This is a genomic window from Idiomarina sp. Sol25, assembly GCF_033052775.1.
Classification (GTDB): domain Bacteria; phylum Pseudomonadota; class Gammaproteobacteria; order Enterobacterales; family Alteromonadaceae; genus Idiomarina.
Genome location: NZ_JAUPEW010000001.1, coordinates 803970 through 824998, shown reverse-complemented (window position 1 = coordinate 824998; position 21029 = coordinate 803970). Strand labels below are relative to the sequence as shown.

Below are 21029 nucleotides of genomic sequence, written 5' to 3'. Positions count from 1 at the left end.
GAAATGGACAAACTTGTACCCAGTTCACTGGCAATACTTATTGCATCGGCTCTAGGAAGTAGTGTCTTAGCAGACGAATACACGGTTCCTGACGATATTGAGCGTATTGTCGTAACAGCCGCTGGATTTGAGCAGAAAATTACCGAAGCACCTGCAAGTATTTCTGTTATCTCAAATGAAGAAATACGCTCGCGCTCGTTCACTTCATTGCTCGATGCGGTGAAGTATCAGGAAGGTATCGACATAGGAACCAGCCGCGACAAAACCGGCCAGGGCAGTATCAGCATGCGCGGTTTAACCGGCGACTACACCTTAATTCTGGTGGACGGTATACGACAAAACAATCATGGTGATATTTATCCGAATAATTTCGGTGGCAATGCCTTTAACCATATTCCTCCACTGGAAACCATTGACCGAATTGAAGTTATCCGTGGTCCGGCTTCCACCTTATATGGCGCCGATGCGCTTGGTGGTGTCATTAACGTCATTACTAAAAAACACACGGAAGACTGGTCAGGTGCTGTAACCTTCGGGCGTAGCATGCAAACTAACGACAACTTTGGTGATGATTTTACAACGGATTTCAGTGCCACAGGTCCGTTAATTAAGAATGTTTTAAGTCTGGGAGTCCGTGGAAGCCTGTATGACCAGCAAGCGTCTTCGCCAGAATTTGAGCCGGCAGTTGACCCAAATGGCACGGTACATGTTCGTCAGCTGGGTTTTGGCAGTGGCGGGCGTACTGTTGACAACAAAGACGAGCACTATGGGTTTTCATTGTCATACACGCCAGCAAAGAACCATCACATAAAGTTCGATTACGATGACTCACATCAGTCTTACGACAACACGCCTTCTTATGATGTAGAAAACGACACCATTACCTACCCCTTGGGCACAAAAGACAGTATTGAGTCTCTTTGGCAGACGCGTGGGGGAAATGTAAACCCTCGTGCAGGCTACGCGGCGGATCAGACTTTTGATCGAACCTGGTGGTCATTAGCACATGATGCTGACTGGTCGTTTGGTACCAGCATGATTTCTTTATCCTATGTAGACACACAAAATAATGGCAGAACCTTGCCGTTAAGCGTGGATGAGCGTTTATTGCTGCAGGAAATGTACGATGGCACGGGTGAATATGCTGGCTTGGACGAAGATGAGCGACGCTCAATTGCGGAGGAAACTTTTTTACCAAGACCTGCTCGCCAACTAGACAGCAGTCAATATACCGTTGATGCACGACTGGACATTCCTGTTTCAGGCTTTGCGGGGCATCATAACCTGGTTATTGGTGGTCAGCTTATTGATGGCGAACTGGAAGACGGTGTATTTGGTTTAGAGGAGGGAAATGCTGGCGCCATTCAAGAACAGAAAATGTACTCCCTGTTTGTAGAAGACAACTGGATGCCAATTGCTGATTTTACCCTGACCGGTGGTGTTCGTTACGACGACCATGATGTTTTTGGCAGCCAGGTATCGCCGCGTCTATACGCAGTTTATAACCTGAGCCCTGCATGGACGCTCAAAGGTGGCGTTAGCACCGGTTATAAAACGCCAAAAACTACCGACTTGTATGATGGTATCGTTGGGTTCGGTGGACAGGGAACTATGCCTTTTGCCGGTAACCCGGAGCTGGAGCCTGAAACCAGCATAAATTCTGAAATTGCACTTTACTGGAACTCAGACAACGGTGACCATAACTTTAACATCACTTACTTTAATACGCGCTTCGAGGATAAAATTGCTTATGGTGATGCAGTCGTTAGTTGTGAAAAAACTGGTGGTGAGCGTCCCTGCGTCAACTTAGGTGAATATAACAAACTGGGCTATGACACCTGGTATCAGCGTATCAATATTGACGAAGTGGATGTACAGGGCGTTGAAGTGGCTGGTCACTATACTATTAATGAGACGTGGTCAGTACGAGGTAACTACACTTGGACCGACAGCGAGCAGAAAAGCGGTAGCCAGATTGGTCAGCCTTTAACGAATACAGCTGAGCACATGGCCAATGTATGGCTGAACTGGAGCGCTTCAGATAACCTTGCCATCTATTTACAGGGGGAGTTCCGCTCAGATCGTTACCGCGGTTATGACAGTGTTACCGATAAACAACTGTACTTCGAAAACTACAGCTTGTTTAACCTGGGTGCTAACTACAAGTTAACCGAGTCGGTAGATTTGAATCTGCGCATCAATAATTTATTTGACCGAGATTTCACAACCTACTCAACAACTTATACGGACCTTAACGGTGATGGTGAATTTGAGTATGTCACCGGACGAGGCGCCGTTAGCGAAGTTGTTTTCACGGATGATTACAATGTGAAAGATAAAGCCAGAAACTTCTGGTTTGGTGTTACCGTTAGCTTCTAAGTTACCAACAGGTAAGGCCTTATTACTCAGAGCCTTACCTGTTTTTCTGCGGCTTTCACCGGCATTCATGTCGATAATCACGTTCTGGTACCCGCTGGAAGCATCACATCGTTTAAATTGAAAGCCACAGTCAGGAAAATTCTGTTACGTGCGATATTGAGTTATCAGTGTAAAGAACTTGTTAAGGTGCAAGGGCTGTGTTGAGCCAGGATTTAATACTGCTTATCATATGACTTTATTCATATTTGTTTATAAATTTTAAGGAAGCTTATGTTAGGGCGCCTATCATTCGTGGCTTTTTCGGCTCTGCTCGTTGTCGCTTGTTCAGAAAGTGGTCCTCCAACGACCTTATCCTTTAAACCGGAGGACGGTGAACAGCGGCGTTACCAACTGTACTCAGATACCAATATCAAAGTTGAGAGCAGTTACGGTAAACGTTCAGAAAGACTCAAAACTATGATGTTACTGGACTATGAAGTGTCCGATAAACCCGATGTCTACAGCATAAGCATGAAGCCTCAGTTTATGCGAATGGAATTTCCGCAAGGAGATTTTACGAGCTTTGAAGATGATAATCGCGGAAGTTCTGGTGATAGCATTCGGAAAATGATGGATGCCGGATTCACGGTTGATATTGATAAAGACACTAGCGCAATGGTGGATTTTATCATTCATGAGGAGCCGGAAAACTTTGGTAAGCAGGGGTTGGATCCTTTACAAGAAATATTAAACGACGAGTTCGGACGTCCGGGGTTTATTACTGGCTTAAAAGTTGAAAAAGGCGCGACGCAGTTAGTTGAATTAAAAAGTCCTTTACCTGAAATGACCTTTAAGGTTGAAGATTTTACCAACAGCACTGTGACACTGTCTGCTACTGGTGAGAATAATGAAGCGCGTGTTTTTGGTTATGTCATTTTAGATCGCGCGACCGGCTGGACTGAGCGCTTAACCATGATTATGGATATGCCGCTTCCCGAAGAATTGCCTGTATCCAACGGCTCAATGCGAATGGTAACTTCGATGTTTCCGGAAGACTGGTTGTACGGCCAGGATCTCGAGCACCTGCGTTACTTAGAACCTTTTGAAATAGACAATACAGATTTTAGTGAATTGAACCCAAATGATAGAGCCAGTGATGCTGAGGTGTTTGCGAATAATGCCGGGCAGTTAGAGTTATATAGCGGCCGGGTTTCTATGAGATATATTCACCCGGGGGTGAGTTTTGAACAAATGGGGTCAATGTCGATTAAAGTGAAAGAGCTTACAGCCAAGGATCATGACGGTAATCCGCTGGATATTGACTTGTACGAAAGCGCTATTTTCACCTACGCGGATATCAATAATGAGAAAACAGAGACGACAATACACGCGCTTCCTCTGGGGTGGACAGATGTCGTTGACAACCTTGGGCAAATGACATCAATAGAAGCGACTCTGGAACGCTACGAGACAAGTTATGAAATTGTTGACTTCCCGATAGGAAAAGAAGGCTCGAGCATTAATATGGAGGGGGCTGAAGCTATATTGGTACCGACCGAAGACGATAACGTTTTCGAATTAACATTAACGTCAACTAACGATGCTTACTTCGATAGTCAGGTAAATGGCGTTAGTGGTGCTGTATTGTCAACTTTTTCAAAAGATGAAAGCTCTCCGCAGTGGGTTTCCGATGCTGAAAGCCGGGCTTTGGCTATTACGAGAAGCGGCAGTTACTCAGTGAAGATGCAACTGACCTTTGAGAATGAGCTGCCTGAAACAATTGAGCTTAAATTTAACCATGTTACAGACAATAAAATTTCTGAGAAGAAAGTTATTTTTTATGATGAAGAAACGCTCAGAAGTGATACGACGATAGCGCCGGTTGATACCGTTCCTTTGTTCAAATCCGATGAGATGGAATTTTCGATTAACGATCAGGAGCTTAAATTCTCTACGTCTGCGCTGGATGAATTAGAGCCCACCAGTTTTGACCGCCCCCAGTTGTATTTAACTTTAAGTCCAGAACAGGCGGCTGTTTGTAAACTGAACGCAAAAGCCCGGAGTGAGGGCAATAAAAGTGAGTTGGTGATGAGAGAAAACGCTGATCCCAACAGACGTAATGTTGTTTCGCATTTAAAAATGCCGAAAAAAGTGGTCTATCAATTAATGACAGACGACGGTGTACAGCGTTTTTTCTATGATACTGACATTGCCTTAAAACTTCGTTGTGACGGCCAGCCGGAATGGCAGTCAGTCGATATCGCTTTAGGTGAAAAAAGCTGGATGATTCCGGTTGAATCTCTGCTGGGTGAAGATTGGGAAGAACAGCATCCAGAAGTGGCTATGAGTGAATTCTTAAGAAAGTATCGTTTTTTGAACGTCAACGGGAAGGCGTTAGCCGTCCTGCCACAGAACGATGAAGGCTATTCTGTCGACTACTTGAATACAGAGTTTAGCGACTTTGTGTCCGATGATGGTTTTTTACGTATTGGTGGGCGAGTAGAGAAAGTTGAGCAACTTATTGCTAAAGGTGCTCCGGTAAAAAAAGAATGGATTCACCAACTGCCCCCTATGCCCGATTTTGAATCTTTGCAGGAGGCTAACTAATGACTTTCAGTAAAGTACTTTTTGCCATAGCTTCCAGTTTCATCGTGTCTAATGCCTTTGCATTTTCTGCTGAGCAAAGTGGTCGGGATAACGAAGCGCCAAAAACAGTGGCTGAAGCCGAGAGACAAATAAAATGGCTGGACGATGAATTACAACCTACCGATGACAGAAGTGAAGCCAGGTATTTATTAGATAAAGTCGAAAAGACAGACGATGGTTTTCGTCTTTTTATTAACTACGTTGATGGCGGCCCCTATTATGAATCCGGTGCTGATTCCCTTAATTTTGCTGAGGCGATAGCGATCGGACCGTATAAAACCTACTTTGAATCTGGTGGTTTAAGGTCAGAAGGTTATCGGGATACGAGCGGTGAGCAGCAAGGTAAAGCCACTGTTTATGCGGAAAACGGCAGTAAAATACGAGAGATGACCTATAAAGACGGTGAGCTCAATGGACCTTATAGAAATTATGCATCGACTGGTTATTTGCTGACCGAGCAAACCATGAAAGATGGTGAACGTAATGGTTTAAAACGCCATTATTATGAAAATGGTCAGGTTAAGTATGAAGCGGAATACAAAGATGATGTGCAACAGGGAATAGGGAAACGCTGGGATTCCGACGGCAACCTGGTCAAGAAGTCGTCTTATGTCGATGATGTGCTTAATGGTTTATCGACTGACTACTTTGAAAATGGCTCAGTTAAACGAACACAAGAATATAAAAACCGTAAACGGATAGGTGAAACTAAGCTGTATTACGAAAATGGTGAATTAAGGCACTATGAAGAGCGCAACGACGATGGAAAACTGCTTACGTCCCGCAGTTATGATGAAAATGGTCAGTTAACCCGCTCACGGGAACATATTGAAACCTCAGAGCACGGTCTTGTTGATGAGCGTAAGCGGTACAATGATTCTGGACAATTAACCCGGTTAAGCCGCCAGGCGGTTGATAACAGCTGGCGGTTAAATGAGAGTTATGACGAAGATGGAAACGTGAGAGACCGTCGGGAGTTTAAAGGATACGATTTGCATGGCCTTTATATTTCCAGATATGGAAATGGTCTGGAAAAAGTCCGTTTCGTTGAAGGTAAGCGACATGGGCCCTATACAATAACCGATAAAGAGGGAAAGGTTACGACCTCCGGTGAATACGACCACGGTAAGAAAGTTGGTGAGTGGGTTTCAGAAGATAGTTACGGTGTGATAAACGAGCATTACGACGACGAGGGTAAGCTTGATGGTGTCCGTGAAGTTTATGGTGAAAATGGTGATTTGCGTTTACGCGAGCATTATAAAGATGACTTGTTAGATGGGACTTACCAGGAATACGCCGACGGTGAAATCGTTGTTGAAGGCGAGTATGTCGAGGGTAAACGCGAAGGAGAGTGGCAAGTTGCCCTCGGCTATGCGCCTTATGAAATATCCCGGGGAAGCTATGAAAACGGCGTTAAAGTAGGGGAGTGGCGTACTTATTCTCCACAAGGCTACTTGCGTGGTATTGAGTCATTCGACAATGAGGGCTACCTGGACGGTATTGTTGTCAATTTCACTGACCAAGGCGCATTATACAATATCAGCGAGTATAAAAGAGACCGGCGACATGGAAAAAGCTGGTCTTATACAGAATCGGGGCAGCCGTTTTCAATCTCGGTTTACGACGATGGAAGGTTGAAAGAACAACGCTTTGAGGATGAATTTGAACTGAGTGAATTCCCTTAATCGGACACTCATTAACCCCGATTAATGCGTGTTGGCAGAGTGAAAGCGGCTGCCAACACGTTAATATTTAAAAGTTAAACCTAATGTTAGTTATTTCCCTGAACACTCTGAATATTCTCGGCAGTAAGCTTCACAATACGCTGCCGCGCTTCAGGTGATGTCCAGGCGTTGTGAGGCGTGACAATCAGGTTTAATCCCTCGTCCATCGCATCCAGCAAGGGGTTGCCATCTTTTGGTGGTTCCTGAGGCAGAACATCAGCGGCAACACCACCAATTTCTCCCATTCGTAGCGCCTCGGTAACATCCTGCTCATTGATAACACCACCTCGGGCATTATTAATTATGAGAGCGTCTTTTTTACAAAGCTTGAGGTTATCTGCGTTAAGTGAGTTTTTGGTGTCATCTGTTAACGGACAATGAAAAGAGATAACGTCAGCCGAAGGTAGTAGCTCATTTAGCGTTGGACGCGGGTCATCTTTCTTTCCGGGGCGTGCTGAGAACTCAACCTTCATACCCAAAGCTTCCGCCTGAGTTTTCACTTCCTGGCCGAGCTCGCCAGAACCGACAATAACTAATTTTTTGCCGGCCAGTTGAATAATGGATGGGTCTAACAGGCAAAACATGGACGAATGCTGCCAGTCGCCGGCTGCAACACGTTTTTGCATAACGGGTTGCTTAGTGGCCAGCGAAAGCATCATCATCAAAGTGTGTTGAACCACGCTCTCTGTACCGTAAGCTTCAACATTTTTAACCGGAATACTCAGTTTTTTTGCTGCAGCCAAGTCAATATTGTTCATTCCGGTGGCTAACACGCAAATTAGCTTTAATTGCCCAGCCGACTCAATGGTCTGTTCATTAATGACGACTTTATTCGTTATAACAATTTCAGCATCGCTAATCCGCTCATTAACCTGCTCGGCCGTTGTTGAATCATATAAAACCAGCTCTTCGACGGACGTTTCAATGGCGGAAAGATCAATACCCTTGCCCAGGGTTTCTGCATCGAGTATGACAGCTTTCATTAATTACCCCTTAATGGCGTCTTTATTTGCACAGGAGTAAGCATCTTACCAGAAATTATAAAAACACATTTAGTTAGGATGAACTTCGTCTTTTAGTACCATTTAGAGTCATAAAATCAGTTCGTTATGGGAATAGTTTTACAAATATTGACTGGTATCGAAAAGACCGAAGCATTAAACTGACTACTTATTTTTAACTAATTTTTATGTTGATTGCAGTGTTCTATCAGAAAAACAACAAAGCCCTTATTGAATTGCTAAAGCACACTGAAACGCAGGCGCTTAACAGTCGCACCAGAGAAAATCTCGACGCGGTTATTGATGACTTGAAAGCTTTTTCCGGAAGTTATCAGTTTAATATGAAAGCTTACTGGATAGCTTTTGCCGTGTTCTTGTTGGCAACCGCCGCATTAACTTACTGGGACTGGTCTCAGTGGCAACGTTTTCAGCAAAGTACCTGGATTATTCTGGCTGTAGGTAGTGTTTTAACTTTGGTTGCCGGAATTACCGCTTTTTACCCGGGCAGGCTTATGGCCAAAGCGTCGCATGCTTTACTGCAACGTGATGGTTTACTGGATAATGACTTGTCGCCTGCTGTATTCGAGAGCAGAACCGCGTCAAATGAATTCCAGCAGCGCTTCAGTGACTTTAATCGGGGGAATTACAAACGTGAAATTCACGCGCTTTACGATGGAAGCTACAGCGGCAGTGAGTACTCTTTTAAGTACCAGTATTACCACTTTCATTATGTTGACGAACGTATCGTTACAGAGACATACACTGACAGTAGAGGCAATGTAAAAACCCGCAAAAAGAAAGTGTACGATCATTATGATCGTTACGGGCTTATTTTGCCTTTCGGCTTGTTACGCAATGTTGCTGTTGTAGGTTTTGGCCTTCCTGGGGCAAGAAAAGCAACCTATAAGCCAGCCTCCAACCGGTTTAACAAAGAGTTTAAAGTGGTAGCCGCCAGTGAATTAGAAGCTGCAAAAGCGATGAAACCAACCGTGGTTATCGCTTTTGAAGAGTTTTCTGAAGTACTATCGCAAATGAACTTCGAGGTGAATGACGCCGGCGATTTGTGTCTTTCGTTTTCAGACAAAGACCTTATTGCAACAACTAAAGACGCCAAGATATGCGACTATGAAACCTTTATTGAGGCCTTAGAAGGCGAACAGGAATTTGCAAAGTTAAAGGCATCGCTTGATTTTATCCACTATGTAATGACCAAACTGGACAGTAACTTTTAGGAGTAAAACAATGACAGGAACATGGATAGCTATTGGTATAGCCGCTGTTTTAGTAATAGCCGTTATTGCTATTTATAACGCTATTATTAGCCGTGCAAACGCAGTTGAAAGAGCATGGGCTAACGTTATTACACAAGAGCGTCAGAAAAATAAAATTATTCCGCACTTAGAAGATGTCGTGAAAGACTATAAAGAGTTTGAGCAGGGCACTTTAACCAAAGTGACCGAACTGCGTAGCGCTCTGCAGGGGCTGGATAGTGGTAAGGTCGATACGGCAAAACTTGAGCAGGCGGAAGCCAGAACTGGTGAGCTGCTTAAAAGCCTGAACGTTACTGTCGAGAACTACCCGGAACTGAAGGCTTCAGAAACTTATCAGAAATTGATGAGAGAAATTACCGACCAGCAGGAAAACATTGGTGCGGCAATTCGCATCTTTAATCAGAACGTAGAAGACTTTAACAACGGTATTGAAGTGTTTCCAAATTCATTGGTTAACGCCATGCTGAACCATAAAGAGAAAATAAAAACCTTCTCTGACTCTGAGGCTGAGGAAGGTTTTGAGTATAAGCCGAATATTTAATACTCTTGCTTCCCCCAAAGCCCGTTTAATGGCATAACGGGCGCTTAGCTCGAAAGAATAACCGTCGCTGGTTCACGCCAGTACGTCCTTTATAGAGCAGTTCAGTTTTAGTGTTGCCAGGTCATCGGCGCGTGTTTTTCCCAGAGTTAACAGCGCGACAGGTTGATTACTTTGGTAAGCCTGGCGGGCAAAGCGATAACCGGAAAAGACCATAAGTGAGGTACCAATAGCCAGCAGGGCGTTGCTGTCTTTTATAGCCTTTTGAGCTTCCTCAACCCTTGGGCGAGGCACGTTATCACCAAAGTAGACGACATCGGGTTTTAGAATACCACCACAGCTTTGGCAGGCGGCGACTTTGAATTGTTCAAAGTCAGCCTCAAGGTCAGCATCACCGTCCGGTGCGGCGGTTGCCTCTAAAGCGGCAAAGTCCGGGTTCAATTTAAGGCTGCGTTCATGCATCTCCAACCGTGGGGTTATTTCCCGACAGCTCATGCAGACCATATCGTTAGCGTATCCATGTAAATTAATGACACGAGTGGCTCCGGCTTTTTGGTGCAGGCCGTCGACATTCTGTGTAATAACGCAGTCAATAAGTCCCTGCTGCTGCAATTCGGCTATTGCGTAATGCGCTGAGTTAGGCTTCGCGTGATAAAGCACTGGCCAGCCAAATAAGCTCCGCGCCCAGTATCTTTTTCGTACCGCTTCGCTGCGCATGTAATCCTGATGCTGAACCGGAGGCGTTCGCTTCCATTCGCCTTTATTATCACGATAGTCGGGGATTCCCGAGTCTGTACTTATGCCAGCGCCGGTAATGACGGTTACGGGAGCATTGTCCCGTAAGAATGTCATTAGAGCCTTACGAGCCTCGGTAGGGTCAGTTATTATCATATTGATGGAAACGCGTATATCAGCTATTACTTTTTATAAGGTACCACTGTTGGGTATTAAGAAAAAAGAGTCATGTAAAAAATCCGAAAATCTCATCAGTGACTACACTAAAGCATGCTAGTTTTCAGGGCATTCGTTGTTTTGATGGAGTTAGAGTATGAAAAAGCTAGTTTTGAGTATGATGTTTTCTTCGTTAGCACTTGTTGGTTGTGAAAATATGACTAACACCCAGAAAGGCGCGTCTATTGGTGCTGTCACCGGTGCTTTGCTGGGTAAAGGCACGGGCGATCATGATAAAAGCCGTTATGTCTGGGGTGCGGCGGTAGGCGCGTTGGCCGGAGGTGCCATTGGTAACTACATGGATAAGCAGGAAGAAGCGTTTCGCGAAGAGCTGGCTGACAGTGGTGTGAAGGTAATACGTGACGGCGATAACCTTCGTTTGCAGTTACCTAGTAACATTACGTTTGCTACCGGCAGTGCAAATATTTCTCAAAGCTTCAATCCAGTACTCGATGATGTTGCGCGAGTACTGAAAAAGTATGAAAAAACTACCATGCTGATAGAAGGCCACACCGACAGTACAGGTTCTGCTGAATACAACCAGCAACTGTCATTAAATCGTGCTAAGGCCGTACGTAATAATTTAGTGGGTAACGGCGTGGACTCACGCAGGATCACAACCGAAGGCTATGGAGAAAGTATGCCTGTTGCTGATAACGATACCGAAAGCGGACGTCAGTTAAACCGTCGGGTAGAGTTACGTATTGTTCCTAATACTCAATAACGGGTTTTCGTCTTCGTTAGCCCTTGATTAATAAAGGGCTAACGTTGAAACTCCAGCAACTGGTTATTGGCTGGCAAAGTGTGCATCTTTTTCAGCTCAAAGCCTTGCTGATTGGCCAGCTCTGCAACCCATTGCCAATCACGTATTCCCATGTCGCTGTTACGCGATTGCAGCGACTGGTGAAAGCGGCGATTACTGTCGCTGGTAAAATGACCGTTATCGTTAAAAGGTCCGTAAATACATACATGCTCCACACTGCTAAGGTCGCCTCCCAAATGCTCAAAAAGCCTTTCAACCCCTTCTTCGGGCATAATATGGCAGGTGTTTGCGGTGAAAAGAGCGTTGAAAACTCCATTCGGCGCGTCTGCGAATACATTAAACTCAACCGGTAATGGCTGGTTAGTTACACCTTCCCGTTTTATCCGGGCCGTTACTCCCGGTAGGTACTCTGCTTGATCACTGGCTTGCCAATGAATATTAGGGAGTTGGCTGGCAAAGTACACGGCATGTTGTCCTGTACCACTACCTACTTCCAGAACACGAGTACAGTCTGAAAACGCCATTTTAAGAACCCGAAGTATCGGGTCTTTGTTGTTTTCACAGGCTTGCGAGAAAGGTAATTCCATATCACATCCAGGATTTTTTTAATGCTTCCACCTGATAAAGGCAGGAGTCTATGAGCTCTTCACCAATTCGAGCGTTAATAAAAGGTAGCGTTTGCACGCCTGAAGCCAGTACAAACTTTACTGAACATAACTGAAAACGGCGCATAAACCAGCTTTGCGAGAAGGTTGTTTGTTGAACTTTATGAATAGGGAAGCAGCGATAACTCACTCCAATAAGGCCCATTCTGAGATAAATAAAGTTATTGTCAATTGCATAGCCGCGGCGTTTCCAAGCCAGAATGATAAAGGCCGTAGACAGCACTAAAGCAGCAATTGAAGCTGTTGCCAGTTCTGTTTTTTCAAAATAAGTGAGCACGGAGGCAAGAGGGACAAACAGCCAAAAGGCGATGAGCGTGTTTCTAATAGCGAGTCGCTTGCTGACCGGGTTATAGCTTATTGTACTTAACTGATTATTGGGCCAGGTTTCCGTTGCCAAGTTATGTGCCTCTTCGAGAGTAACCGACGGCACAATAATTTTTCCACCCGAAGTTCCGGCCGACTGGCGTTCAAAGTTGGCATTGAGTTGCTCGAATTTCAAGTTAACTCTTTGTAGCAAACGGTCAAGCCAGTTTTGCTGTAAAGCAATCATTTGCAACCGCGACAACTTCATAACGACTTCGTGGCGGGTAAAAAATCCATTGCGACGAATATAACGATCGTCGCTGCGAGTTAACTTAAAGTCGTAGAAGGTAATTACAGAGCCTAAGACGGAAATTAATGCTATTAGAGCAATAATTACAAAAGCGATAGAAAAGAAAAATAGTATGTACTGCCAGAATGCGTATTGTGAAGAGGCCATAAGCGCATCAACATCCACCCCAAAGCTTTCTATGCGCTCGATAAACTGTTCTGAAAGTGAGTTAAAGAAAGGGGCTAAAGCACCTAGCACAATCCAAATACGGTTGCTGGCAAGACCATGAATAACTAAGTCTTGTAAGGAGCGTGAATTTAGAAGCTGTTCCTGATGAGTTTGAGGTTCGTGGTCATTTTCTGTCTGGGTGCCCTCGGTTTTATAAGCAAGTATTTTTTGCTTTAGAGATTCAGCTATGTTTTTGGGTAAAGCAATAATTTTTGCTTCGAGTTTATTGGAACCAGCGGTGTCCAGAAGCATACAGACATGATTTGCCGGGCGGTAAAAAATAGGCTGTTCAAAACGGACATTCTGTATGCGCTCGAAGGGAAGGTCGATATGCGTTTTCTGAAACACGCCGGAATGGATCTGAACTCGACCTTCACTCAACCGGTATTGATAGAAATAAAATTTGAGCAAAGCGGAGATGCCAACAAGGACTAACAGAGCGCCAAGTCCCGATACTATTATTATGGCATTTTCAGAAAACTGGTTGTAGCCAACAAAAATAGCCGGCAGTAAATAAAATAAATTGTTACCAATGGTTTTGATGAACTGAACAGCGAAATAAATAATCGCCACGGGTGATAGCTTCAGCCATTGGTTCTGGGAACTAGTCATTTGCTGCGACATCGCTATGGGTTAGTACGTAGGAACGGATTTCGCGAGCTTTTTCTTCTGGTAATCCCGGTATTGCGAAAGTGTGCATGGCACCGCCGGCGCTAAAAATCTCCAAACTGGCCAATCCAAAGTGGCGGTCAATGGGGCCATGTTTTAATTCAACATGCTGAATACGTAAAATGGGCTGACTGACTACTGACTGGAATATAACACCACTGCGATAGCTAAAGTCGTGCTCACGTATTGCATAACCTTTGTTTTTGTCAGCTAAGATGCCATAAGCCGAACTTAATAAGCCAAGCCCTCCGGCTGCTAACTGTATCTGAGGCAAATAAAGCTCGAGCAGCGTGGGAAGGTCAACCCAAGGTTGCCAATAAAGAATTAATAAGGCACTCACCACCATCAACCAAAAAACTAAGCGACACATTAAATTGACCTTAATATAGGTGTTACTTAGTGGTGTAAAGGACTGAGAATTGACTTGAGGAAGGTTTTCAGGTGTTACGACGTTATTGCTAAATGCATTTTCTGACATAGTTAGGATTCTTATTTTTGTTCTGCCGTAAAGTTATCAGTAATCTACTTTGCGTTCTAGTTTTAAGAGCATAAAAAAAGCGGCTGAAAAGCCGCTTTTTATCAGGGAATATTGAAAAAATATCAATCTTCTTCGCGAACCTGAATATCGTTTTCGATGTCTTTAACACCTTTCACTGTAGCCGCCAAGTTTTCTGCGGTATCGATATCGGCATCGTTTTCAACGAAACCTGACAATTGAACAATTCCGTTGTTCGTTTCAACATTGATATCCATGCTGTTCAGGTTATCGTCTTCGAAGATAACCGCTTTGACTTTAGTGGTGATGACCGCATCATCAACATATTCACCGGCATCTTCAGCTTTTTCCTCAGTGTAGCTTTTGGCTTCCTGAGCTTTGTCTTCAGTCTCTTGCATCGCCTTTTCAGCTTTTGATTCCGCTTTTTCGGTTTCAGCGTCACTGCAGCCCGAAAGAGTCAGCATTGAAATTGCGATTAAACTTGCTGGTAGTGCCATTTTAAAGTTTTTCATGGGTAACCTCCTGTTATTAAAAAATCATTACCACACCCACTATATCTGTAACTGTGAGACTTTACGGTCATCTTTACAGATGTTTTGCAAAACTGCTGGCACTTTGTACGCCAGCGATAAGTCTCAATACTTTAATGACCGTATTTGTGGCAGATTTTTTCTCGCCGGAAGACTCTGTCTGCTCTTTCGGTCTATCCGACATTTCTCCGATTAAAAAGCCTGCACCAACGGCAACACAAAGCGCCGTGGGAGAGGCCAATTTGTCATGAGTTGTTGAAATAACGTCCTGTGAACGAACCTTAACAGCTAATTTCCGAAGCTGAAGTTCTTTTTTCGTTTGCGCTATTTGATAATCAAGGCTTGATGCCATAAGCCCTCCACTTAGAGACTGCTACTGGTTTCTGAAAAAAGCAGATCGCGACTTCTGCGTTTTATATGTCTAATAATATAAAAAGTCGCTACCAGATGAGCGGCGGCAACAAAAACTAGTGCAGTTGTCAAAGACACTACACTACTGTTTACGACCGCTATTACAGCAGCTGTAACTAAAGCAGCCCAGGCTGTGAAAACTAAGCATGCTGCCAGCACCGCAAAGGCGACCATACGTACAAAGCTTTCCCCAGCTCTGCGGGTTTCCATACCCGCAAGCTGGAGCTGAGCTTTAACCACACCACGAACTTCGCTTTCCAGAGCCTGAACTTGTTTTAGCAGACTCTCCGTCTCGTTCGCATCAGCTTGCTTATGAACGGCCACTGAATAACCTACTTAATAAGTAACCGCTTGCAGCGGCGATGCCCAAAGATTTAATTGGGTTTTCCTTAACGTAGTCAGTTGCACTTGAGAGCCATTTTTCCTGAGTGGCTTTAATATCCTGCCCTTTTTCACCTAAGTTGTCCGAAGCGTCTTTTGCTGCATCTGCTACTTTATCGATGGTTTCGTGAGCTTTATTTGCCGACTTGTTTACTGCGTCTTCTGCTTTCGTTTGATTGTTACTCATAATACCCTCGGTTTTTAGTGAATTTCCCTATTAAGGAAAGACAAAAATTTGGACTAATGCAAGTTTTTTATACACCTTTACTAACTGTAAAGATGAACATTTTCTGACACTTAATAGTAAAAAACTAAAAAGCCCTTAAAAAAATCAGTGTTATTCCTGTTGTTGATTGGGATCAATAACGTCACTGTCAAGTTTGAATAAACTGTCAGCAAGAATTCAAACAGGGGAATAACCATGAGTTTATGGCAAGAATTTTTTAAAGATCCGGTCATCTTTTTTTCTTTTACAGGCTTAGCTATTGTTATTGGTATGTGTGTTTTTTACGCTATTTTCTTTTACTTAAAAATGGTTAAATCAGAGAACAAACGGAAATAGTGCCAGAAGAGGGTCTATGAAGTATATTTTCCAAGTTCGTATTAAAGAAGGTCATACGGCAGAGGAATACGCAGAAGCCTGGGTAAAAGCCAGTAAAATTATTCAGCAAGCGCCAGGAGCCCGAGGTACGGAGCTGCACCGCAAAGTCGGTGATGACAAAACGTTAATAGCCATAGCGTCGTGGGATAGCAAAGAAAAACGCGACGCTATGGAAGGGCAACATAACTCCGAGGTGGCTAATATTATTCGCAGTGCTGCCCCATTCTGTGAAATAACACCTTTAGGCGAATTTGAAGACCCTGAATGGGTGGTATTGCCGCCTAAAGGTTAGATTTTAGTTAGCCAGCCGTGTTTATCTTCCGCTTTGCCCCACTGAATATCGTTCAGTGCTTTACGTAATTTCAGGGTGGTAGCACCTGAGTTGCCGTTACCGACGGGGAACTCTTTTCCGTTATGAATCAATGTACCAACTGGGGCAAGTACCGCTGCGGTGCCGGATAATGCCGCTTCGCTATCGGGTTTTGAGGCACGTTCCAGCAATTCATCTACGCTAAGTTCGCGTTCAGACACCGTCATTCCCATATCGCGCGCAATGGTGAGAATAGAGTCTCGGGTTACGCCATGCAGAAAGCTAGTGTCCAATGCTTTGGTGATAATTTCATTGCCGTCAATAAGCAAGAAGTTGGCGGCACCAGTTTCCTGTACATCGCCATTAGGGCAGAACAACACTTGATCTGCATTCACGGATTCCCGCGCCTGAAGAATGGGCTGTAACGCACTGGCGTAATTGCCGCCACTTTTAACCATACCCATGTGAGCTGCGCAACGCGAACCGTCTTCTTCGAGCAACAAGCGTAGGGTTTTATCGTCGCCCGAAAAATAATCACCGACAGGCGATAACAATACATAAAGCATTGAGGAGCTGGTTGGCGAAGCGGCCTTGCCTATTGCCGCTTCAGTGCCAATGTGAGTAGGGCGTATGTACATTGACCCCGGTGGTTTTGGGACCTCGTCACTGAAGTGCTTCACAACATCTGTAATCATTTTTTGCAGCAAGCTGACATCAAATGCCGGTAATGAAAGCAGACGGCTGCTTTGTTGCATGCGCTTAATGTTGCTATCCATACGAAACAGATTGATAGAGCCATTGTCATGTCGAAACGCCTTTAACCCCTCAAAACACGTGCTGGCGTAATGCAGAACATGGGCTCCGGGGTGTAACTGTATTGCGTCAGAAGAGACTAATTCAGGCTTACTCCAACCTGAATTTTCGAAAGTTGCCATTGTCATTTGTGGCATGAATACGGTGCCAAAGGCTGCCATAGGGTTGTCCTGATCTAGAAAATAATGCGCAGTAATATAGCATAATTTTTAACATTCGTATGACTCTGCGGGATGTGCTGAAAGCTCTATAAAAATCCCCTCAGGATGAGCCGAACAGTGTTAGACTGTTACCACCATACGGACGTATACAGAGACTTTATTATGAATGAAGAACAGCAAGTAACTCAAAGCAAACATACCCAACAGTACAGTAATGACGGTAAAAATGTAGAAATCGATATTTATCGTACCGAAGACAGTGGCTGGATTCTGGAAATTGTTGATGAGAATAATAATTCAACACTTTGGGAAGACGCGTTTGAGAACGAAGATGATGCGCTTGCTGAAGCCCTCGATGCCCTGAAAGAAGAAGGTATAGATAACTTTATCCAGCCTGCTGAGTGATGTGGGTAACATTGTTTAATTCTGTCGGTTATAAAGAGAAAGATGATTCAGATTTCCCAACGAGTCGAGTTAGCAGATAGCGAAATTGAATGGCAATTTATCCGTTCCAGTGGAGCGGGTGGGCAGAACGTCAATAAAGTAGCAACTGCGGCTCAACTTATTTTTGATATCCAGGCCTCTTCGCTTCCCGACTTTTATAAATATCGATTACTGAAAAAATCTGATCATCGCATTACTCAAAGCGGGAAAGTGATTATAAAGTCTCAGGAAACTCGCAGTCAGGCACGTAATCGAGAATTGGCGCTTGAGCAACTGATTGATTTAATTCGCAGCGTATCGCAGATTCAGAAAAAACGTATTCCGACGAAACCCAGCCGCTCGGCTAAAGAAAGACGATTAACCACTAAAAAGCAGCAGGGACAGAAAAAAGCGCTTCGAAAAAAAGACTTCTAACCGTCGAAGTTCTGCAAAGAGCCAGAACAGTTTATTCTGGCACATTCAAGTATTAACTGTTTAAGCTCGCACTGACTGCAGTAATCACTACAACGAATGTCACTGGCTACTAACTTTTGCTCAAGCAGCAGCTTTTTAAGCTGCTCTTTACTCATTGAGAGTTGCAAGCGTTCAGGTTTGTTCATGCGCATAACCGGATTCCTCTAATTGTTGCATACAGTGCCCCAGGCAGCGAGAATGCTGACAACCAGTAATTAAGAGTTGATAGCAGTACCGACAAAGCTCTTGCAGTGGCTGAGTTGCAGCCTGACTAAGCCATGACGTCAGTTGCTCACCACTCTCTTGTTGAAACTCATATGCCTGTAGCTTTTGCTGGCGGCGAATATGGGTCGCAATTAACAAAATAGAACAGGTTGTGAAGCTTTGAATGGCATTACCCGACAGTACAGGTTCATTGAAGGCCTGTTTTGCGGATTCGCGTGCCTGGCTAAGGAATGTCGTTGCAGCGCGATAATCTTTTTGGTTGAGCAGTGAACTCGCTATTTTTAGCTTTTCCTGAGAGTTAAAGTACTCTTGATAGGCGTTCGTCATTATGCATCCTTTATTCTGGCTTTGATTAAATAAGCTAACGCAAATGATAATAGTTCGCAATAAGTTATTTGTAAACGATCGTATTTGCAAAATAAAACGTATCGGTAGCCGACAAAAATAAACTGGAGCTTTAATGAAAACCTACAAACAGCAAGATTTAGCAAAAATGAATGACCGCGACCGTGCGCGTTTTGTAAATTGTTTATCGGGGTTTAAAAGTGCCAATGTTATTGGCACCCGAGACCGGCATCAGCAAAATAATTTAGCCATGATAAGTTCTGTTGTTCACCTGGGTAGTAACCCGCCTCTGTTGGGTTTTGTTATGCGTCCGCAGTCGGTTACCCGGCATACCTGGGAAAACATTGAAGAGAGTGGTGTTTATACTATTAACCAAGTTAACGAAAGTTTTTTTCGTCAAGCGCATCAGACCTCGGCGCGGTACCCCAGAGAAACTTCAGAGTTCGAAGCCTGTGGTTTGACGCCCGAATTTGTCGATGGTTTTCATGCTCCTTATGTAGCAGAGAGTTCGCTCAGAATTGGTATGCAGCAGGTTGAAATTATTCCGATACAACATAACGACACGGCGCTAATTGTTGGGGAAGTTCGCTGGGTTGAAGTGAAAGAAGAGGCGGTGAAAAACGATGGTTTTATCGATATAGAATCGCTTGGAGCAATGACTATTTCGGGGCTTGATGGGTATCATAGCACTCAGCGGGCTGCGCGTTTGTCTTACGCGAAACCGGATGAGGAGCTTAATGAGTTAGATGCAGAAGGTAAGCCTAAAGACTAACAATGTTGGGTGTTCTGCGGCTGTGTTTTTTAGTGATCCAAAATAATAGCAGGCCGGCCAGCGACAGCGCGCACCCAACCCAACCGGTTCCTTGCCAGCCAAGCGGTGAAATAATAGCAAGCCCCCCCAGCCAGGCACCTAAAGCATTTGCCGCATTAAAAGCGGAATGGTTTAACGATGCAGCTAAAGTCTGGGCTTCTCCTGCAACATCCATTAAACGTACCTGCAGAGCCGGAACCAGCGCGGCAGAGCTACCGAGTAATAACACCATAGGCATCACGGTCCAGAGACTTTGAAGTGTTAAGGGAAAAATGGCCAGTACAATTGCCGACCAGAACAGGGAACCGCCAATGGTTAATTTCAAGTTTCTGTCGGCGGCCCAGCCGCCGACCAAACTACCGGCCAACGAACCCAGTCCGTAGATAAATAAAGCAACGGGTATCCAGTGAGAATCTAATCCGGTGGCATTTATTAGTGTTGGAGCTATGTAGCTTAATACCGCAAACATTCCGCCGAAACCAATGGCTCCTATGGCCAATGTCAGCCAGACCTGAGGGTTTTGTAATGCCTGCATTTCGCCACGGGCTGAAGTTTTCTTTTCATTCGGATGCTTGGGGACCACAATGAAAATCATAACAAAAGCCAGTAACCCTAAAGCAGCTACCGTGTGGTATACGGTGCGCCAGTCGATAAGTTGACCTAACCAGGTAGCTAACGGATTTCCGACCAGGATAGCCACGGTTAGCCCCATCATTACCATAGTTACTGCCATACCGCGTTGATTTTTACGTACCATATCGGCCGCAACCAGACAGGCAATCCCGAAGTAAGCACCGTGAGGCAGGCCAGTTAAAAACCGTAATACCTGAAGTAATGTGTAACTTTCAGCTGAAGCACTGGCGAAGTTGCCCAGAGAAAATACCAGTATCAGTGCCAGTAACATAGGTTTACGCGGTAGCCTGGCAAACAAAATGGTAATAAGCGGAGCTCCGATAACGACACCGAGCGCATAAAGACTGATTAAGTGACCTGTTTCCCGAGTGTCGGTATTAAAGTCTGCGGCGACGTCTGGCAGCAGTCCCATAATGACAAACTCACCAATGCCAATGGCAAAGCTTCCAATTGCCATTGCAAAAATGGCCAGTAGAACTTGTATTTTTGAGAACTGCATAGGGCGGATTTACTTCCAGTTGTAACGAAGGCCTGTTCGGAGTGCGCAGTTTAGCGAATGCTACAACTATTGCAATCTATCTCACTTTACTGTACAAATAAACAGTATATTTACACATCAGCAAAGGACCACACCATGGCTGTAGTAACCCAATATGTAGTTATTCGCGACGGAGCCGAGAAAATGACCTTCACTTCAAAAGCCGAAGCCGATGCGCACGATAAAATTCTGGATATGGCGGAAGCCCTGAATCCATTAATTAAAAGTAGCGAACTGTTCACTGATGAGCAACAGCTTGAGGATATGGCTCTGTTTTTAGCGAAAGAGCGTGAGAATGTACTCATTGCATTAGGGGCTAAAAAGCCCAAAAAACCTCGGCAGAAAAAGCAGAAGCGGCTAAGCCTACGGATAAAGAATCGACAAAAGCGGCTTAGTTATCGGTATTTCATTTGGTGCCGGTAAAGACTTTGCTAATATAGCCTCATTGTTTAAAGAGAATAGGATTAGAGT

At 44.4% G+C, this 21029-nt stretch carries 25 protein-coding genes; 12 read left to right on the top strand and 13 right to left on the bottom strand.

Annotated elements, in window-relative coordinates; all coding sequences use genetic code 11:
• Positions 1 to 3: 3 nt before the first annotated feature.
• The 3 genes from Q5L94_RS03995 (at position 4) to Q5L94_RS03985 (ending at position 6689) form a co-directional block, all read left to right on the top strand.
• The gene (locus tag Q5L94_RS03995) at positions 4 to 2379 is read left to right on the top strand and encodes a TonB-dependent receptor domain-containing protein (RefSeq protein ID WP_317497176.1); all 2376 of its coding nucleotides are present in this window, start codon (positions 4 to 6) and stop codon (positions 2377 to 2379) included.
• A 270-nt stretch (positions 2380 to 2649) separates the two neighbouring features.
• A complete protein-coding gene (locus Q5L94_RS03990; protein ID WP_317497175.1) occupies positions 2650 to 4965 on the top strand; it encodes a hypothetical protein in 2316 nt (771 codons plus the stop codon).
• The gene (locus Q5L94_RS03985) at positions 4965 to 6689 is read left to right on the top strand and encodes a hypothetical protein (protein WP_317497174.1); all 1725 of its coding nucleotides are present in this window, start codon (positions 4965 to 4967) and stop codon (positions 6687 to 6689) included. Before Q5L94_RS03990 ends, Q5L94_RS03985 begins: the two co-directional genes overlap by 1 nt.
• 86 nt (positions 6690 to 6775) lie before the next feature.
• Here Q5L94_RS03985 and Q5L94_RS03980 read toward each other — a convergent pair whose 3' ends face one another.
• Positions 6776 to 7711, bottom strand: a complete 936-nt coding sequence (locus tag Q5L94_RS03980; protein ID WP_317497173.1) for a D-2-hydroxyacid dehydrogenase — start codon at positions 7709 to 7711, stop codon at positions 6776 to 6778.
• A gap of 206 nt (positions 7712 to 7917) precedes the next feature.
• Between Q5L94_RS03980 and Q5L94_RS03975 the strand changes: the two genes are divergently transcribed.
• Together Q5L94_RS03975 and Q5L94_RS03970 are read left to right on the top strand one after the other, a co-directional pair.
• On the top strand, positions 7918 to 8961 hold the full coding sequence (locus Q5L94_RS03975) for a hypothetical protein (protein ID WP_317497172.1): 1044 nt from the start codon (positions 7918 to 7920) through the stop codon (positions 8959 to 8961).
• A 10-nt stretch (positions 8962 to 8971) separates the two neighbouring features.
• The gene (locus tag Q5L94_RS03970; RefSeq protein ID WP_317497171.1) at positions 8972 to 9541 is read left to right on the top strand and encodes a LemA family protein; all 570 of its coding nucleotides are present in this window, start codon (positions 8972 to 8974) and stop codon (positions 9539 to 9541) included.
• 72 nt (positions 9542 to 9613) lie between these two features.
• Here Q5L94_RS03970 and Q5L94_RS03965 read toward each other — a convergent pair whose 3' ends face one another.
• Positions 9614 to 10429, bottom strand: coding sequence for an NAD-dependent protein deacetylase (locus Q5L94_RS03965; RefSeq protein WP_317497170.1), 816 nt, complete (start codon positions 10427 to 10429; stop codon positions 9614 to 9616).
• Between the two features lie 157 nt (positions 10430 to 10586).
• Here Q5L94_RS03965 and Q5L94_RS03960 point away from each other — a divergent pair, with 157 nt between their 5' ends.
• The gene (locus tag Q5L94_RS03960; RefSeq protein WP_317497169.1) at positions 10587 to 11213 is read left to right on the top strand and encodes an OmpA family protein; all 627 of its coding nucleotides are present in this window, start codon (positions 10587 to 10589) and stop codon (positions 11211 to 11213) included.
• A 38-nt stretch (positions 11214 to 11251) separates the two neighbouring features.
• Here Q5L94_RS03960 and Q5L94_RS03955 read toward each other — a convergent pair whose 3' ends face one another.
• From Q5L94_RS03955 to Q5L94_RS03925, 7 genes are all read right to left on the bottom strand, one after another.
• The gene (locus Q5L94_RS03955) at positions 11252 to 11839 is read right to left on the bottom strand and encodes a DUF938 domain-containing protein (protein ID WP_317497168.1); all 588 of its coding nucleotides are present in this window, start codon (positions 11837 to 11839) and stop codon (positions 11252 to 11254) included.
• A gap of 1 nt (position 11840) precedes the next feature.
• On the bottom strand, positions 11841 to 13349 hold the full coding sequence (locus Q5L94_RS03950) for a PH domain-containing protein (protein ID WP_317497167.1): 1509 nt from the start codon (positions 13347 to 13349) through the stop codon (positions 11841 to 11843).
• Positions 13342 to 13884 carry a PH domain-containing protein gene (locus Q5L94_RS03945; RefSeq protein WP_317497166.1) on the bottom strand — a complete coding sequence of 181 codons (543 nt, stop codon included), beginning with the start codon at positions 13882 to 13884 and terminating at the stop codon, positions 13342 to 13344. Before Q5L94_RS03945 ends, Q5L94_RS03950 begins: the two co-directional genes overlap by 8 nt.
• A gap of 122 nt (positions 13885 to 14006) precedes the next feature.
• Positions 14007 to 14414 carry a BON domain-containing protein gene (locus Q5L94_RS03940; RefSeq protein WP_317497165.1) on the bottom strand — a complete coding sequence of 136 codons (408 nt, stop codon included), beginning with the start codon at positions 14412 to 14414 and terminating at the stop codon, positions 14007 to 14009.
• 73 nt (positions 14415 to 14487) lie between these two features.
• A complete protein-coding gene (locus tag Q5L94_RS03935; RefSeq protein ID WP_317497164.1) occupies positions 14488 to 14784 on the bottom strand; it encodes a hypothetical protein in 297 nt (98 codons plus the stop codon).
• 11 nt (positions 14785 to 14795) lie between these two features.
• Positions 14796 to 15167: a phage holin family protein gene (locus Q5L94_RS03930; protein ID WP_317497163.1), complete on the bottom strand. Its 372-nt coding sequence runs from the start codon at positions 15165 to 15167 to the stop codon at positions 14796 to 14798.
• Positions 15154 to 15411 (bottom strand): DUF883 domain-containing protein, encoded by a 258-nt coding sequence (locus Q5L94_RS03925; protein ID WP_317497162.1) that lies wholly within the window; start codon positions 15409 to 15411, stop codon positions 15154 to 15156. Before Q5L94_RS03925 ends, Q5L94_RS03930 begins: the two co-directional genes overlap by 14 nt.
• Before the next feature lie 234 nt (positions 15412 to 15645).
• Between Q5L94_RS03925 and Q5L94_RS03920 the strand changes: the two genes are divergently transcribed.
• Positions 15646 to 15786, top strand: a complete 141-nt coding sequence (locus Q5L94_RS03920; protein WP_081423223.1) for a DUF3149 domain-containing protein — start codon at positions 15646 to 15648, stop codon at positions 15784 to 15786.
• A gap of 16 nt (positions 15787 to 15802) precedes the next feature.
• Positions 15803 to 16117 carry an antibiotic biosynthesis monooxygenase family protein gene (locus Q5L94_RS03915; protein ID WP_317497161.1) on the top strand — a complete coding sequence of 105 codons (315 nt, stop codon included), beginning with the start codon at positions 15803 to 15805 and terminating at the stop codon, positions 16115 to 16117.
• Here the strand turns inward: Q5L94_RS03915 and Q5L94_RS03910 are convergent.
• Positions 16114 to 17109 (bottom strand): branched-chain amino acid aminotransferase, encoded by a 996-nt coding sequence (locus Q5L94_RS03910; RefSeq protein ID WP_317497160.1) that lies wholly within the window; start codon positions 17107 to 17109, stop codon positions 16114 to 16116. The genes Q5L94_RS03915 and Q5L94_RS03910 overlap by 4 nt on opposite strands.
• 105 nt (positions 17110 to 17214) lie before the next feature.
• Here Q5L94_RS03910 and Q5L94_RS03905 point away from each other — a divergent pair, with 105 nt between their 5' ends.
• Positions 17215 to 17514, top strand: a complete 300-nt coding sequence (locus tag Q5L94_RS03905; RefSeq protein ID WP_317497159.1) for a baseplate wedge protein 53 — start codon at positions 17215 to 17217, stop codon at positions 17512 to 17514.
• A 42-nt stretch (positions 17515 to 17556) separates the two neighbouring features.
• Positions 17557 to 17967, top strand: coding sequence for an alternative ribosome rescue aminoacyl-tRNA hydrolase ArfB (gene arfB, locus Q5L94_RS03900; protein ID WP_317497158.1), 411 nt, complete (start codon positions 17557 to 17559; stop codon positions 17965 to 17967).
• Here arfB and Q5L94_RS03895 read toward each other — a convergent pair.
• Both Q5L94_RS03895 and Q5L94_RS03890 read right to left on the bottom strand, forming a co-directional pair.
• The gene (locus Q5L94_RS03895; RefSeq protein ID WP_011234794.1) at positions 17964 to 18158 is read right to left on the bottom strand and encodes a hypothetical protein; all 195 of its coding nucleotides are present in this window, start codon (positions 18156 to 18158) and stop codon (positions 17964 to 17966) included. The two genes, arfB and Q5L94_RS03895, sit on opposite strands and share 4 nt — an antisense overlap.
• On the bottom strand, positions 18139 to 18558 hold the full coding sequence (locus tag Q5L94_RS03890; RefSeq protein ID WP_317497157.1) for a hypothetical protein: 420 nt from the start codon (positions 18556 to 18558) through the stop codon (positions 18139 to 18141). Before Q5L94_RS03890 ends, Q5L94_RS03895 begins: the two co-directional genes overlap by 20 nt.
• A 133-nt stretch (positions 18559 to 18691) precedes the next feature.
• Between Q5L94_RS03890 and Q5L94_RS03885 the strand changes: the two genes are divergently transcribed.
• Positions 18692 to 19348, top strand: coding sequence for a flavin reductase family protein (locus Q5L94_RS03885; RefSeq protein ID WP_317497156.1), 657 nt, complete (start codon positions 18692 to 18694; stop codon positions 19346 to 19348).
• Here the strand turns inward: Q5L94_RS03885 and Q5L94_RS03880 are convergent.
• The gene (locus Q5L94_RS03880) at positions 19338 to 20519 is read right to left on the bottom strand and encodes an MFS transporter (RefSeq protein ID WP_317497155.1); all 1182 of its coding nucleotides are present in this window, start codon (positions 20517 to 20519) and stop codon (positions 19338 to 19340) included. The two genes, Q5L94_RS03885 and Q5L94_RS03880, sit on opposite strands and share 11 nt — an antisense overlap.
• A gap of 135 nt (positions 20520 to 20654) precedes the next feature.
• Here Q5L94_RS03880 and Q5L94_RS03875 point away from each other — a divergent pair, with 135 nt between their 5' ends.
• Positions 20655 to 20981 (top strand): YebG family protein, encoded by a 327-nt coding sequence (locus tag Q5L94_RS03875; protein WP_317497154.1) that lies wholly within the window; start codon positions 20655 to 20657, stop codon positions 20979 to 20981.
• Positions 20982 to 21029 lie beyond the last annotated feature (48 nt).